General features: G+C 43.5%; 17 protein-coding genes. 1 reads left to right on the plus strand and 16 read right to left on the minus strand.

Translation table 11 applies throughout. The features are described from left to right. Positions 1-127 precede the first annotated feature (127 nt). A complete protein-coding gene (locus L4D20_RS15425) occupies positions 128-1,414 on the plus strand; it encodes an outer membrane protein transport protein (protein WP_428802540.1) in 1,287 nt (428 codons plus the stop codon). An 88-nt stretch (positions 1,415-1,502) separates the two neighbouring features. On the opposite strand, the gene L4D20_RS15430 is transcribed toward L4D20_RS15425, so the two are convergent. The 16 genes from L4D20_RS15430 to L4D20_RS15505 form a co-directional block, all read right to left on the minus strand. Further along, the gene (locus L4D20_RS15430) at positions 1,503-2,252 is read right to left on the minus strand and encodes an MlaA family lipoprotein (RefSeq protein WP_428802492.1); all 750 of its coding nucleotides are present in this window, start codon (positions 2,250-2,252) and stop codon (positions 1,503-1,505) included. A 207-nt stretch (positions 2,253-2,459) separates the two neighbouring features. Beyond that, a complete protein-coding gene (gene ccmI, locus L4D20_RS15435; protein ID WP_428802493.1) occupies positions 2,460-3,719 on the minus strand; it encodes a c-type cytochrome biogenesis protein CcmI in 1,260 nt (419 codons plus the stop codon). After that, the gene (locus tag L4D20_RS15440; protein WP_428802494.1) at positions 3,719-4,201 is read right to left on the minus strand and encodes a cytochrome c-type biogenesis protein; all 483 of its coding nucleotides are present in this window, start codon (positions 4,199-4,201) and stop codon (positions 3,719-3,721) included. The genes ccmI and L4D20_RS15440 overlap by 1 nt, the downstream gene beginning before the upstream one ends. Continuing rightward, positions 4,201-4,752, minus strand: a complete 552-nt coding sequence (locus tag L4D20_RS15445; RefSeq protein ID WP_428802495.1) for a DsbE family thiol:disulfide interchange protein — start codon at positions 4,750-4,752, stop codon at positions 4,201-4,203. Before L4D20_RS15445 ends, L4D20_RS15440 begins: the two co-directional genes overlap by 1 nt. Next, complete coding sequence (locus tag L4D20_RS15450) at positions 4,753-6,720, minus strand: heme lyase CcmF/NrfE family subunit (RefSeq protein ID WP_428802496.1); 1,968 nt, start codon at positions 6,718-6,720, stop codon at positions 4,753-4,755. After that, positions 6,717-7,202 (minus strand): cytochrome c maturation protein CcmE, encoded by a 486-nt coding sequence (gene ccmE / locus L4D20_RS15455; protein ID WP_428802497.1) that lies wholly within the window; start codon positions 7,200-7,202, stop codon positions 6,717-6,719. The genes L4D20_RS15450 and ccmE overlap by 4 nt, the downstream gene beginning before the upstream one ends. Beyond that, a complete protein-coding gene (ccmD, locus tag L4D20_RS15460; RefSeq protein ID WP_428802498.1) occupies positions 7,199-7,405 on the minus strand; it encodes a heme exporter protein CcmD in 207 nt (68 codons plus the stop codon). Before ccmD ends, ccmE begins: the two co-directional genes overlap by 4 nt. A 2-nt stretch (positions 7,406-7,407) precedes the next feature. Then, positions 7,408-8,160 carry a heme ABC transporter permease gene (locus L4D20_RS15465; RefSeq protein ID WP_428802499.1) on the minus strand — a complete coding sequence of 251 codons (753 nt, stop codon included), beginning with the start codon at positions 8,158-8,160 and terminating at the stop codon, positions 7,408-7,410. Positions 8,161-8,228: 68 nt separating this feature from the next. Continuing rightward, positions 8,229-8,897, minus strand: a complete 669-nt coding sequence (gene ccmB, locus L4D20_RS15470; protein ID WP_428802500.1) for a heme exporter protein CcmB — start codon at positions 8,895-8,897, stop codon at positions 8,229-8,231. 2 nt (positions 8,898-8,899) lie between these two features. Beyond that, entirely contained in the window at positions 8,900-9,520 is a 621-nt protein-coding gene (gene ccmA, locus L4D20_RS15475; RefSeq protein ID WP_428802501.1) for a cytochrome c biogenesis heme-transporting ATPase CcmA, read from the minus strand. A gap of 182 nt (positions 9,521-9,702) precedes the next feature. Continuing rightward, positions 9,703-10,197 carry a DUF2802 domain-containing protein gene (locus L4D20_RS15480; RefSeq protein WP_428802502.1) on the minus strand — a complete coding sequence of 165 codons (495 nt, stop codon included), beginning with the start codon at positions 10,195-10,197 and terminating at the stop codon, positions 9,703-9,705. Continuing rightward, the gene (locus L4D20_RS15485; RefSeq protein WP_017035204.1) at positions 10,197-10,691 is read right to left on the minus strand and encodes a chemotaxis protein CheW; all 495 of its coding nucleotides are present in this window, start codon (positions 10,689-10,691) and stop codon (positions 10,197-10,199) included. Before L4D20_RS15485 ends, L4D20_RS15480 begins: the two co-directional genes overlap by 1 nt. Positions 10,692-10,725: 34 nt before the next feature. Beyond that, positions 10,726-11,712, minus strand: coding sequence for a chemotaxis protein CheW (locus L4D20_RS15490; protein WP_428802503.1), 987 nt, complete (start codon positions 11,710-11,712; stop codon positions 10,726-10,728). Further along, a complete protein-coding gene (locus L4D20_RS15495; RefSeq protein ID WP_428802504.1) occupies positions 11,705-12,481 on the minus strand; it encodes a ParA family protein in 777 nt (258 codons plus the stop codon). The genes L4D20_RS15490 and L4D20_RS15495 overlap by 8 nt, the downstream gene beginning before the upstream one ends. A 10-nt stretch (positions 12,482-12,491) precedes the next feature. Further along, positions 12,492-13,601: a protein-glutamate methylesterase/protein-glutamine glutaminase gene (locus L4D20_RS15500; RefSeq protein ID WP_428802505.1), complete on the minus strand. Its 1,110-nt coding sequence runs from the start codon at positions 13,599-13,601 to the stop codon at positions 12,492-12,494. A gap of 27 nt (positions 13,602-13,628) precedes the next feature. Next, positions 13,629-15,863, minus strand: coding sequence for a chemotaxis protein CheA (locus L4D20_RS15505; protein WP_428802506.1), 2,235 nt, complete (start codon positions 15,861-15,863; stop codon positions 13,629-13,631). Between the last annotated feature and the right edge of the window lie 2 nt (positions 15,864-15,865).

Genomic DNA, 15,865 nt, shown 5'->3' on the forward strand with positions numbered 1-15,865 from the left:
ACTAAAAACAATCCACTTGAAAGTTTTTTAGTCTTAATACTCTAAATACACTGTTTTTAATTTCTAAAGTAAAAACTCTAATAATAACATTCATCACCTGAATGGACTTAATTGAGCGAACATGACAATGAAAACAAAAACGATTTATAAAACGCTTTTATCAACAGCAGTGACGGCAGGCCTTCTTTCTACCCCTTCTATCGCCTCTGCCGCAGGCTTTCAATTAGCTGAATACTCAGCGACAGGTTTAGGCCGCGCTTATGCGGGCGAAGCTGCCATGGCAGACAATGCTAGTGCTCAATGGCGAAACCCAGCAATGCTAACTTACCTATCAGGCACACAGATTTCTGTGGGTGCTATTTATGTTGACCCAAATGTTGACGTAAGCGGCCAAATTAACGGCGCACTTGATACACAGTCTGATGATTTTGCTAACAGTGCGGTTATTCCCAATTTCTATTTCTCACATCAGCTTAACGAGCAACTTGTTCTGGGCGTAGCGCTTGGTACTAACTATGGAATGGAAACCGAATTAGACAACGACTTTGCTGCGAGCCATTTTGGTAACGAAGCCATGGTGAAAAGCATGGAAGCCAACCTAAACCTTGCTTATCGACTTAATGACGAAATTAGCATCGGTGGTGGTATTCGTTACGTTATGGGTGAAGGCCATTTCGGTGCGACCTCTCCAAAACAATCGGAGCCGAGTTTACCTCAAGGTACAACTCTAAAATACATGGAAGGTGACGATACGGCTTGGGGTTGGCAGCTTGGCACGGCTTGGCAAATAAACGCTGATCATCGAATAGGTTTTGCCTACAAGTCAGAAGTTGAGTTAAAACTTGAAGGCTATGCTGAAGGGTTAGGTTTTGGTATTCCATCAAGCACTCGTGATAATGGTTATATGACTCTTGCGCTTCCAGCTACCGCAGAGCTTGCTAGCTTCCACCAATTAAATGAGCAACTTGCTGTGCACGCCAGCGTTAACTGGACAGACTGGAGCAGTTTTGAAAAGCTTGAAGCGCACTTAGATACTTATGGCACCCACATGGTGAAAGTAGAGAACTGGGAAGACAGCTACCGTTTTGCAGTTGGTGCAACTTATCAACTAAACCAAAAAGTAGCGCTACGCAGTGGTATTGCTTACGACATGTCTGCCGTTGATGATAAAAACCGAACAATCACGATTCCGGAAACAGATCGTACATGGCTAAGTCTTGGTGCAAGCTATGAAGTCAGCTCTCAACTGAGTTTCGATGGCGGGTTAACTTACATTTTTGCCAAAGACGCAGATATTAAAGAGTCTCGTGGGTATGAGTCTGATGATAGTGCACAAGAAATAGGTGGAGCATTCACAGGGACGACGTCTGGAAGTGTGTGGTTGATAGGCGTTCAAGCGAACTATACGTTCTAAATTGAATACGCTCTAAACTGATTTGTTCTGAGAAAAATAAAATCTAAGAGGCGGGCCAAATGTGCCCTCCTCTTAATCTAAATTGAGTCTAAAAATCTTCGTCGAGATAATCATCTAGGAAGTCTTCTTCTTCCTCATCATAATCGTCACTTTCAATTTCTGCTCTAAAGTCTTGGTGTTGAAGATAGACATCGCGGGTGAGTGAATATGGATCAGGGGAATTATGAAGCATTGATTCTTGCGACACTAAACGCGCGCGCGATTCCATCCCTTCAAACGCCCATTTACCAAGCCCGGCCCAGAAACTTACGTAAGACAATGGGGCATATAAACCATCAACCACGTCCGTCGCTTCTCTCACTGTCCAAGGACCATAAGCAGGCACCATCACATAAGGACCATTACCCACACCGTAATGCCCAGCAGCATCACTAAAGGTTTTATCACCATGATTCGTGATGCCTGCCTCTGAAGCAATATCAATCAAGCCTAACAGACCGAACGTAGAATTGAGCCAAAAACGATTAAAATGATCTAATGCTTTCTCGCCATTACCCATAACAAGGTTATTTACCATGCTTGAAGGTTCATCAAGGTTTGATAGGAAATTGGCAATGCCTTTACGAATTGGAGATGGGACGTAGTTTACGTAGGCAAGAGAGGTCGGACGGACAAGATATGGGTCCAAGTAATCGTAATTAATCGTCCACATGGTTCTGTTAAAGCTTTGTATAGGATCACTGGCTTGCTTTTCCTCACCATCGGGGGCAGAAGCACAACCTGTCAAAAAAGCAGACATCATTGCAAGCTTAATTATTAGCGCTCGGTTTAAATCCATTTACCCCTGCCCATCTAGTACTTTACCTATATGTTTCTGTATCTATAGACTACTTCTTCCATAAAGTAAGCATTCTATTCAGTTACTGTTATCAATTTACTGTTCTGCATCACTTTTGTCTATATAAACAAAAGGCCGATGAATACATCGGCCTTTTATTACATCAGCTAACCATGCATCACGGCTAGTATAACAGCTGATTCATAATCAATAACGTTTATCGACAATGACAGTGGCAGATTCGCCCATTTGTGCGACAGAGCTTTCACCGTACCAATCGCCTTCTTTGGTTGAAACATTACCATCGGTATCAAGACGAACGCGAACTATGTAACTTTCTAAGCTAGAAAGCTTACGCTCTTTGATCATGCTGTTTCCATCATCCAATACTACGGTTCTTGGAAAGCTACCCAAAGGATAACGAGCAGCAGCAACTGGCATTGGTGCACCATCTGCACTATGAATAGAGACAATGAGTGCACTATCTTGCTGGGTTTCAACGTTATCAGCGAGTGAAATAGTGATAGCCACTGAGCTGCCTTGAAGAGTTTGTGTTCCAGAGCCATGAGCACCAGAAGTGCCTTCCGAAGCTGTTACACCCATTTTCTTCTGTGCACTTTCAATGCTTCGAGCAAGCATTTCGTAGCGGCTATCTTCAGGACCAATCATCTGTTGCATGATGCTCCAGTATCTTGCTGCTCCAGCGTAATCATTTTGCTCAAACGCATCAAACGCCAACAGTGAGAATACTCGCAAATCAACATAGTCTTGTTGAACAAGGTTGTTCAGCATTAGTCGCGCACGGTTTTGATCCGCTTCATCACCCGACATCATCAATGCTTGGGCAAAACCTAACTGAACATCTTGATCGCTAGTATCTAGACGATAAGCACGTTTCATCGCACCCATTGCAGTTTCAACATCGCGATTAGCAAGTGCAATACGACCAAGCAATAACCAACCCGTTTTATCTCTAGGTTCAGCGTGTAAACGTGTACGAAGACCCAGTGTTAAATCTTCCATCTCGTCATCCGTCAACATCACCCCATTAGGGTCCATTAACTTTTTCGAGAGTTCAGGAAGGTTACTCGTGACTTCATTCCACTCTATGACTTTATCCATTGCGCCAAATTTGGCGTACATTCCGTAGGACAATGCAACTGTCAGGATAATAGAAGGAACAATCATAACGAGTGGCGATATAGATGTTTCGCTACTCGCCTTAGTGTCACTTGGTACGTCATCTAACAAAGATTGTTTAAGATCAGATATTAACTCTTGTTGATCATTTACAAGGCCTTCTTTATCTTCTTCTTCAAGCTCGGTTAATCGGTCTTTATAGAATGCTTTATTTAACTCATCTCTTAACGATTGATCATTGTTTGCCTTTTGCTTTAACGCAGGAAGACAAATCAACACACAACCAAAGAGAACCAATATTACAGAAGCGACCCAAAATAATGTCATTACTGCTTATCTCCATCATTTTTTTCATCAAGCAGCGCCTTCAGACGTGCTTCTTTATCGGCATCCCAATCTTCATTTGTCGCAGTATCAACGACTTTAGGCTTTTTACTACGAAGTACAATTAAGCCAAAGCCAACAATGATGACGATGAAAGGACCGCCCCATAAAATAGACGTCGCCAGAGTCAACGGTGGATTATAGGTAACAAAGTTGCCATATCGAGCAATCATGTAATCAATAATTTCTGATTTTGATTTGCCCTCTTTTGTCATCTCATACACTTTTTGACGTAAGTCTTGAGCAAGTTCGGCATTTGAATCACCGATAGTATTGTTCTGACATTTAGGGCAACGCAGCGTGTGACTAAGGTCCTTGAATTGTAGCTCTTGTTCTAGAGTATCAAACTCATGAACATCGATCGCCGCAGACGCTCCCATCGAAATGGCAAACACTGCGAAGAAAGCGATAATTAGTTTCTTCATTATTTCGCCTCCTCTAACAGTGCCGCGTACATTGGACCTAATTTTTCAGCCCAGTTACGCGAATTCACATCACCAACGTGTCGATAACGCACAACGCCATTTGCATCAATTAAGAACGTTTCAGGCGCACCATACACACCAAGATCAAGCCCTAGCATGCCATTACCATCGAACAAGCTAATAAGGTATGGATTACCAAGATTGGTCAACCAACCTACCGCTTTTTCACGGTCGTCTTTATAGTTCAGCCCAATAATTTTAACGCCTTGAGATGAAAGTTCATTTAGGTATTGGTGCTCTGCATAACAGGTTGGACACCACGTTGCCCAAACATTGAGCAGCAGTGGTTCACCTTTAAAGATGTCTTGGCTATAAAGCTTACCTGGCTGTACCAAGTCTTCTAAGCGAAACTCTGGTACTTCTTTTCCAATCAATACTGACTCAAGCTTTGTTGGATCATCACCTTGTGAGTTCCGTACCAATTGCGTTGCAAAAATAGCCGCTAGCGCCATAAACGCGATCAGAGGAATAAATAATATCTTCTTGTTCATTTATGCCTCCTTCGCTTTACTTGGCTTGTCTGATTTTCTGAAGCGGTAACGCTTATCACTGATTGCTATCGCACCACCCAGTGACATCAATAGTGAACCAGCCCAGATCCAACGGATAAACGGTTTATGATAAATTCGAACAGCCCAAGAAACGTTATCATCAAGACGCTCACCCATCGCGATATATAGATCACGAGTTACAGACGCGTCAATAGCTGCCTCAGTCATCATAGAACGAGATGTTCGATAAAAACGCTTTTCAGCATGAAGAGTATTCACGTACTCGCCATCTCTTGTGATCACAAAGTCAGCAATGTAGCCGTCGTAGTTCGGGCCGTCTTTATCACGCAAACCTTCAAAGTAGAAATCGTAACCTTGGATTTGGTAGTGCTCACCAGGTGCTAAACGTACATCTCTTTCAATACTGTAGTTTTGCACCATCGCAATACCGATAACCGTAATTGCAAGGCCTATATGTCCACAGATCATCGCCCAATGGCTACGCGGTAATTTTGTTATACCCTTTGAGAATGTATGACGGTGCGTCGCTCGTTCATAAAGCTCAAAGCCATGCATGATAATGATCCAGTACGCCATTACCCACCCCATAAATGCCATACCGCTATAGTGTTCAGCAAAGACATAGATAGAAAGTGCAGCAAGTGCTAAAGACAACGCACCTGAGATCATCATTGGCTTAACAAGCTTAGATAGGTGATCACGCTTCCAACGGATTAGTGGACCAATACCTAATAGGAAAGAGAATGGGATCATTAGCCATGCAAACAACATGTCAAAGAATGGCGCACCGATGGATACAGACCCAAGACCCAACTGTTTATGAACCAGTGGAAGTAATGTGCCGACCATTACTACGGCCAATGCCGCCATTAATAGTATGTTGTTACCTAATAGTGCATTCTCACGTGAAACTAATTCGTAATTACCACGAACTCGGACCTTTGAACCTTTTAATGCGAAAAGTAGTAGTGAACCACCGATAACACAGATTAAAAATCCTAAGATGAACATACCGCGCGCAGGATCAGATGCAAATGCGTGTACAGAAACCAATATGCCCGAACGTACTAAGAATGTACCTAGTAAACTTAACGAGAATGCTGAGATAGCTAAAAGCACAGTCCAAGCTTTGAACGTACCACGTTTTTCAGTCACCGCTAATGAGTGCATCAAAGCAGTACCGGCAAGCCAAGGCATAAATGATGCGTTTTCTACTGGATCCCAGAACCACCAACCGCCCCAGCCAAGTTCATAGTAAGCCCACCATGAACCAAGCGCGATACCTAGCGTTAGGAATAACCATGCTGCGGTTGTCCAAGGGCGAGACCAACGTGCCCAGGCTGTATCTAAACGACCTGACATCAGCGATGCAATAGCAAACGAGAACGCCACCGAGAATCCAACATAACCCATATAAAGCATAGGGGGATGGATAATCAAACCCGGATCTTGAAGTAGCGGGTTTAAATCACGACCATCTACAGGGAAGAAAGGCAACGTGCGTAGGAATGGGTTTGAAGTAACGATGATAAACAGCAGGAAACCTACCGTGATCATACCCATTACAGCTAGAACACGCGCAACAGACTCTTGTGGCATGCCGCGACTAAAGCTGGCAACAGCAACTGTCCAACCCGCTTGAATCAGTGCCCAAAGTAGCAATGAACCTTCGTGTGCACCCCATACCGCTGTTAATCGATAGTACCAAGGAAGTTGACTATTCGAGTTAGTCGCAACGTAATTGACGGTAAAGTCATTGACATAAAATGCCCATAACAGAACGACAAACGAAACGAAGATCAGTAAAAACATTCCCCAAGACAGAGGTCTTGCAGAATTGATTAGCATAGTGTTGTTACGAGATACGCCAATGAGCGGCAGAATACTAAGTAGTACAGCCATTCCTAACGATACAATTAAGGCAAAGTGGCCAATTTCAACGATCATTGATCACTTCCTTGCAATTGCTCATCTGTATATTGCAATGGCTCATGCGTTTTTTTCATCGCTTCAGCAATTTCTGCAGGTACATAATCTTCATCATGTTTAGCAAGAACTTCAAATGCTTCAACTGTTGTCGCATCTAGCAGTACGCCTTGAGCAACAATGCCCTGCCCTTCACGGAACAGATCAGGAAGAATTCCATCGTAAACGACAGTAACTTTAGGGCCAACATCGTGTAGATCAAAGCTAACACGAAGTGATTGAGTATCACGTGAAACAGAACCAGGTACAACCATGCCGCCAATACGAAGTCTTTGGCCTACTTCAGGCTTAGTGCCGTCAGGTTTACCATTGACCAGTTCGGTTGGGGTATAGAAAAGGTCCATATTTTGATTCAATGCATAGAGCATCAAACCAACGGTAGAGGCGATACCAATAAATATCGCAAGAACAATACCGAGCCTCTTTTTACGTCTTGGGGTCATAAAGTGTTCTCCAGATCCTTCGCTGCATCAATTCGAGCTTGACGATCGACTTTTGCTTGAACCTCTTTAAGTAGGTTCTTACCTCGTCGGATACTTGTGACTAAAATAATAAACAATGATAAAAATGTAATACCGAAAGCACTCCATACATAAGCGGCGTAGCCACCCATCTGAAAGAGCTCACTCAGTGAGTCAAAATACATGATTAAACTTCTCCCTGAGATTTCTTAGAAGCTAATTGAATAATCCATGGTCTGTGGGTTTCTTTGCTGATGATTTCATTGCGGAAACGAATCATGGTGACCCAACCAAAGAAAAATGCAAAACCAAATATATTGAGAAGCAATGGCCATAACATGTCGTTAGAAATGGAAGGCTTTTCAAATTTCGTGATCGTCGCACCTTGATGCAACGTATTCCACCACTCAACCGAGAAGTGAATAATAGGAAGATTCACCACACCAACGATCGCCAATATACCAGCAGCTTTCGCAGCCGTTTTTTGATCATCAAACGCGTGATAGAGAGCAATAACACCCAAATATAGAAATAGAAGAATGAGTTCAGCTGTTAATCGAGCATCCCATACCCACCATGTTCCCCACATTGGTTTCCCCCACACTGCGCCTGTTAACAGAGCAATAAAGGTGAACACTGCGCCAATAGGTGCCATGGCTGCAGCCGCCATACTTGATAAACGGACCTGCCAAACCAAGCCGATAAAAGCTGCAATCGCCATCGACATATATGCACCCATCGACCAAATAGCCGAAGGAACGTGAATATAGATTATCCGGAAACTGTTTCCTTGCTGATAATCAGAAGGTGCGTAGGCTAGGCCCCAAATGGTACCTAAACAAAGACACAACAGTGCCAAGACTGCAAACCAAGGAATCAACTTACCGCATAACTGGTAAGAGGTTTCTGGCTTTGCATAAGGGTGAAGCCATTTCCACATTGTAATTTCTCACTCTAACTTCGTTTAGACGAACTTAATGCCCGCTCTAGAATTATAAAAATAAACTTTTAATGGACACTTACACGAAGTGCCGCGCTGATAGCAAATGGTGTTAATGTCATCGAACCGATAAACATGGCTCCTAGAATCGCTAATTGACCGTTGTATGCAACGCCTAGTGAAGCGGCATCTATCGCAGATGTAGCGAAGATCAATATTGGAATATAGAGCGGCAAAATTAGCAGACTCAATAATACTCCGCCCTTTTGTAAACCGACAGTAAGTGCGACACCAATTGCACCTATAAAACTAAGCGTTGGTGTGCCGACGAGTAAGGTCAATACTACCGCCTTCCACGTATTAAAATCGAGTGATAGAAGAATCGACAATAAAGGGCTAATAATGATCAACGGTAAACCCGTTAACACCCAGTGAGCGATAACTTTTGAGATCACTACGATTGGCAATGGAATTGGCATGAGCATCATTTGCTCTAACGCCCCATCTTGAAAATCATCTCGGAAAAGTCTTTCCAATGATAGAAGAGCTGATAGTAATGCTGCGACCCAAACAATGCCTGCCGCTATTCTTGCCAGTAGATTTGGCTCAGGCCCTATACTCAACGGGAATAGAGTAATAACGATAATAAAAAACCACAATGGATTAAAAATATCGGCTTGTCGGCGAAACGCGATCAATAATTCACGGCGAACAATGGTATTCATGATAGATATCATCGTTAATTACCTAACTTAATTTTTCTTAACTTAGGATTGTCGGTAAACATATCCTGGTGTGTCGTCAAAATGACTATCCCGCCATTTTCTGCATGCTCTAAAAATAGTGCTTCTAGAACTTTCACACCTTGTTTATCTATCGCAGTTAAAGGCTCGTCAAGAATCCACAATTTCTGGTTGCTTAGCCAAAGGCGAGCCAAGGCAACTCGACGTTGCTGTCCAGCAGAGAGCTGTGCAACAGGCACATCTTCACGACCCGCAAGCCCAACTTTCGTCAACGCTTTAAAAATAGTCTCTTTATCACGAGAACTCGGCGAGTGGATAGATTGATAGAAATGAAGATTTTCGAATGCTGTTAGTTCTCGCTTGACCCCGGTTTGGTGGCCAAGAAATAGCAAATCTTGATGGAAAGCGTCACGGTTAGATTCGATATTTTCTTGATTCCAAAAAATATCACCTTCATCGCGATCACCCAGTCCAGTAATAATACGCAGTAGTGTGGTTTTACCGGTACCGTTTCGACCTTCTACTTGTACTAATTCCCCTTCATTTATCTGAAAAGATAGGGATTCAAACAGTACTCTTTCATCTCGGATGGCGGTTAGCTTTTTTACTTCTAGCATGTGTTGTCATCAAGAAAATTCATGAAACTTATATTAACACAGCCAACATCAGACGAAATAGGATAACAGCTTCATGAGTCACGAAACTACGTAAGAAACTGTTAATTTCTAATCACTTCTTGTCTCATTTACTACTTTGGAGTTACATATACAACAAAAGGAAGCGAGGCTTCCTTTTGTTGTTATTTTCGATGATGCGCGGCTCTTGGCACTTGCTGTCGTTTATCAGGCTGTGCTTCTAAAGGAGGGACTTTTTCTTTTCCAGTCAACTTATTTTGTAGCGACATCATAAGCTCGGCTTCTGCTTTAGGTAACTCACACTCTTCGATGAGTTCATGAAGCCCTGCACCTAACTGGACCATCTTACTTGCTCTTGTATAGAGACGACCGTCACTATCAGCATGTTCAAGTTCAGAGATCCGTTCATTTAAATGCTTAATGATATCTTGTTGTTCACTCACTCTTTGCCCTAACCCGACAACAACAGAGCGAACTTCAAGCAGCTGTTTATTAGATTTCTGTAACTCTTTATCTAAACCACGAAACTTTTGATGATAAAGCTCTCGCTGTTTTTTAGCGCGAGAAGCAGAGCGGTAAACCAATAAGCTAACCACAACAATAATAAAACTTAGAACTCCCACTAAAATGGGAGTATTCATCATAAAATCAGGTGTCATTATAGATGAGCCATGTCATCCCATTCTTCATCAGAAAGAAGTTTATTAAGGTCTACCAAAATTAGCAATTTGCCATCTCGGTTACTCACACCTTGAATAAACTTAGCACTTTCATCAGTACCAACACTTGGGGTGGTATCGATTTCAGAAGAACGTAAGTAAACAACTTCAGCAACGCTGTCGACCAAAATACCGATAACTTGTCGCTCAGATTCAATTACGATAATACGAGTATTATCTGTTATTTCACCTTCCATCAAGCCAAAACGAGAGCGCGTGTCAATAACGGTAACAACGTTGCCACGAAGGTTGATAATACCTAATACGTAATCTGGCGCGCCTGGTACTGGTGCAATTTCGGTATAGCGTAGTACTTCACGCACCTGCATTACATTGATACCGTAAGTTTCTTCCTCAAGCTGGAACGTCACCCACTGAAGCACTTCGTCATTAGACTGATCTTTTCTTACTTCGACTTCATTAGATTGAGACATACCTTTTCCTCTCTAAGTCGTTTCCGACACAAATTTATTTATTAAGTGCTTTTACGTCAAGCCCTGCATTAAGCATAGCTATCAATGCTTCAACATGAATCAAAGCGCACATTTTTTCTTTAACCATTCCCGCAAGCCATGGACGTTTTCCGGCTGTCTTACGCCAACGGACTTTATCTGCACTTAGCGACTCCGTACCCTTCAATTCGGTACCAGCAAGTCCCCACATACTTTCACCCATCATTACTATATATTGATACTGTTCTTTATGGCTGTCATCCGTCAATTTCTCAGACATAACCCACTGAGCCGTATCTACTACATCTAACTGATTTTCTTTGCTTGTTTGTAAGCCTAAATACCAGTTAGGGCGACCAATGAGATTGCTTAATTCACCTAACCGATGAATGCCACCGAGTTCGTCAAGTGGTACTGCAAACATAACGCCATTAACGTCGAAGTAGAGCACCTGAAAATCTTGAACTCGCTCTGTGCTGTGCCAGACATCAACTTGGCTCCCACCTGTTTGAGTTTCAAGCTCTACCGCTGTATCTATCTCAACTTGTGGCTCTACAATTTCGAACTCTTGAACAACGGGTTCATCGACGGCTAAAGCCTCTATGACCGTTTCTTCTACTTGTACTTCTTCAATGGCCATATCGTCAACTGGCCACTCTTGAATCTCTTCTTCTTGAGCTTTTTTATCCGCTGCGATTTGCAGAGTATTTTGATCAAGCACTTCTTCTAAATCGAGTTCAGCAACAGGGTTACTCGCTTCCATTTGCTGTAAAAGACGCTCAACATCTTCTAAGTTTGGAGCAACAATTTCATCACTGTGTACTTTGTAAAAGCTCTTTTCGGCTACTTCTACTTGTGCTTCAAGTTCCGGCTCAAGCTCTACAGGTGGTTCGATGTTCTCAGCGACACTTTCTTCGGAGAGTTGCATTTCCTCTTCATCTAACAGCGCTGTAAAATACTCGTCGAGTGCTTGCTCACTAGAAATAAGCGTATGATTACTCATTAATGCCTAGCCTCTCGAGAAATAGTAATAATTGCTTGTACGCAAAAACACCTCGGCTCCCTGCTGCGAAGTGAGACACTGGCAAGTGGCGTAAGCTTGCATCTCGAAATTTCGTATCAATCGGCACTGCAGAATTCCAAACTTGATCGGGATAATCTTTTTTCAGCTGATTAAGTGTATGAAGTGACGCATTTGTACGTTTGTCATACATAGTAGGCACGATGGTAACTTTAAACCCTTTATTACGTGATTTTTGCATAATAGCGAGGGTTCGAACCATACGCTCTAGCCCCTTCATTGCCAAAAACTCGGTTTGAACAGGGATAAGAATTCGATCGCTAGCCGCCAGTGCGTTAACCATCATAACGCCGAGAATAGGCGGACAATCAATAAGAACATAATCATAGTTAGCGCGTAACGCGAGAAGGGCTCTCTTTAAAATGAGCCCCATACCGCTACGATTGCCCATCACTCTGTCGAGAGTTGCGAGAGACATATGAGCTGGAATGATGTCTATACCTTCGATCTCCGTTTTTAAAATCAAAGGGTTCACAGTTTGCTCTGTGTATTCCTTCAATTGAAAAAGATCAAATAGACTCGCAGGAACATCATCGGAGTCATAACCTAGGTAGGTTGTTAAAGACCCATGTGGGTCAGTATCAACCAGTAGGACTCTCTTTCCTTGCTTGCTTAACAAACCAGCTAGCGTGATGGTCGTCGTTGTTTTGCCGACACCACCCTTTTGGTTTGCTACACTCCAAACTATCATTAAGTTTCCTCTACCCGATACCAACTTCAACGAGCATACGTTCTGCAATACGATCTAGTGGTAAATCTTCAGTTGAGATTCCCGCCTTTGCTACCGCTTGTGGCATTCCATATACAACGCAGCTCTCTTCGTCTTGCGCCCATATAGTAGCACCAGCCGATTTAAGCATTCTTGCGCCTTCTCTACCATCGGCCCCCATTCCGGTTAATACCATTGATAGAACTTTATCAGCGTATATTTTAGCCGCAGACCCAAAAGTAACATCAACACACGGCTTGTAATTCATTCGTTCACCACCGTCAATGACTCTCAACCTTGCTGAGCCTGGGCGACCGTCAACCATCATTTGTTTGCCACCTGGCGCGAGATACGCAACACCCGGACGCAACATATCACCATCTTGTGCTTCTTTTACTTCAACTTTGCACAACGAATTCAGCCTACTTGCAAAGGCTGAAGTAAACGTCGCAGGCATATGCTGTATCAACAATATTGGATGAGGATAATTAGCCGGTAATTTTGTTAAAATTTTCTGTAACGCTACAGGACCGCCAGTCGATGTACCAATGGCTGTTAATTGATATTTTTTACCACTCGCTTTAAATCGAGCGGCTGCGGTTGGCGCGGCAGGACGAGCAGTTCGAGTACCAATAGCAGGCTTTGGAGCGAGTGCCGATGTGCTTGTAGGACGAGGAGCGATTGGGGCTCTTCTCATCATTGCACGCTTTGATGCTATTTGAATAACACGCTGCTGAAGTAGCGCAACAGCATCATCTCGATTACGTGCAATATCCTCAAATTTCTTAGGCAGAAAATCGAGTGCGCCAGCGTCTAATGCGTCAAGTGTAGCCTTAGCGCCATCATGAGTTAACGAAGAGAACATCAGTATTGGCGTTGGGCAGGCTGCCATAATCTGTTTTACAGCCGTTATGCCATCCATTACGGGCATCTCAATGTCCATGGTAATAACGTCAGGCTTTAGCGTTTTCGCTTTTTCAACCGCCTCTTTACCATTAACAGCAACATCCATCACTTCTAATCGCGATTCTGAATTAATGATCTCGCTAACTCTACGCCTAAAGAAGCTAGAATCATCTACTACGAGTACTTTAATCGCCATAGGTTCCCTTTTATCTGTTGACGTAAATTAGATTCTTGATGCGGCAGCGTACTGCTTCAACAGATCTGGTACGTCTAAAATTAGTGCTATGTGTCCATCACTAGTGATTGTTGCACCTGCCATACCAGGCGTGCCTTGCAGCAAGTTATCAAGTGGTTTAATCACCACCTCTTCTTGACCAATCAAGGTATCAACAACAAACCCGACTCTCTGGCTGCCAATTTGCACAATAACAACATGACCGTGTCCTTTTCTCAATTCAACAACACCCGCTTGAGGTGCTAGCCAATTCTGCAAATAGAACAGTGGAATAGACTTTTCTCGAACAATAATGGTGAGTTGACCATCGACTACGTTTGTACGGCTTAAATCAAGATGGAAAATCTCATTTACACTTGCGAGTGGTAGTGCAAAAGGATGCCCCGCCACACCGACCATTAACGTTGGTAAGATCGCAAGCGTCAACGGAACTTTGATAGTAATTTTAGTACCTTTGCCAAGCTCAGAATCGATATCGATAGAACCATTCAATGTGTTAATTGCGGTTTTCACCACGTCCATACCAACACCACGTCCAGAAATATCAGAGATCTTCTCTTTACTTGAGAAGCCCGGCATAAAGATTAAGTTAAAACACTCTTTATTAGACAAGCGAGACGCTGCGTCTTCATCCATCATGCCACGCTTAACGGCAATCGCACGAAGCTTATCAGGCTCCATACCACCACCATCATCAACGATGGCCAGTTCAATATGGTCACCTTCCTGAGAAGCAGAAAGTATCACTTTACCATTGCGAGGTTTACCTGCCTTTGCGCGATCATCAGGCATTTCGATACCATGATCGACCGAGTTTCTCACCAAGTGAATCAGTGGATCGGCTAGAGCTTCAACAAGGTTTTTATCTAAATCAGTATCTTCACCACGCATTTCAAGCGTAATGTCTTTATCCAAACTACGCGCTAAATCACGTACAACTCGTGGGAAGCGACCAAACACTTTCTTAATTGGCTGCATACGAGTTTTCATTACCGCACCTTGTAGGTCTGCAGTAACGACATCTAAATTTGATACAGCCTTAGCCATCTCTTCATCATTACTGTTTAACCCTAGGCTAAGCAGTCGATTTCGAACCAATACCAACTCACCGACCATATTCATAATGGTATCAAGCGTTGAGGTATCAACACGCACAGTCGCTTCAGCTTGCGGTTTTTTCGCTTGAGTTGCTGGAACTGGGGCTTCTTTTTTCGCTGGCGGTTTAGCTTCAGCTTTAGGGGCTGGTTTTGGCTGTGCTACAGGTTTTGGAGCAGGCGCAGCTTTTGGTGCAGGTGGTGGCGGTGGTACTGCCGCAGCTGCAGGCTGAGTTGCTGCGTCTAATTCATCCGGAGAAGGACCTTTACCCGAACCATGTAAATCATCAAGAAGCTTTTCAAACTCAGCGTCAGACATTAAATCATCACCACCGGCAGCTGCAGCAGGAGCTTTAGGCGGAACAGGTGCTGGAGGAGGTGTTGGAGCTTGCGTTGATGCGGCTTGAGGGCTTTTCCCTGAACCATGCAATTCATCTAAAAGCTTTTCAAACTCATCATCGGTAATATCACCGCTCATATCTGCACTTGCAGCTGGAGCCGCTGGCTTAGCAGGTTCTGTTGCTGCAGGCGTAGAGGCTGCTAGATTTGGCGCAGTACCTTTACCGTGTAGTTCATCAAGAAGCTTTTCAAACTCATCTTGAGTGATTTCATCAAGTGACCCTACAGAATCCGTTGATGCTGCTGGGGCAGCTGAAACAGGTTCTGGAGTGGGTGTAACGACTGGCTCAGGAGCTACAGCCTCAGGTGCAGCAGGCTCTTCGGCTACTTCATCTTCAGACTCAGGTCGACACATGCGATGAAGCTCATCAAGTAGTTCTTGATCTGCCACTGGAAGCGGTGTTGAGTCTTGAACCGCTTTAAACTGCGCGTTAACGGTATCTAAAGCACGCAACATCGTGTCCATTAAACCTGAAGTTACGGAGCGCTGTCCGTTACGCAAAATATCAAACACGTTTTCAGCGCCGTGACAGGTATCAACCAGTTCCGTTAGGGAAAGGAAGCCCGCGCCACCTTTAACTGTGTGAAACCCACGGAATATAGCGTTGAGAAGTTCTTTATCGTCAGGGTTATTTTCTAGCTCAACAAGTTGTTCAGAAAGTAATTCGAGTATTTCACCCGCCTCAACTAAAAAGTCCTGCAGAATATCTTCGTCTAAATCATAGCTCATAC

Source organism: Vibrio kyushuensis (assembly GCF_050337325.1).
In the GTDB taxonomy this organism is placed as follows: domain Bacteria; phylum Pseudomonadota; class Gammaproteobacteria; order Enterobacterales; family Vibrionaceae; genus Vibrio; species Vibrio kyushuensis.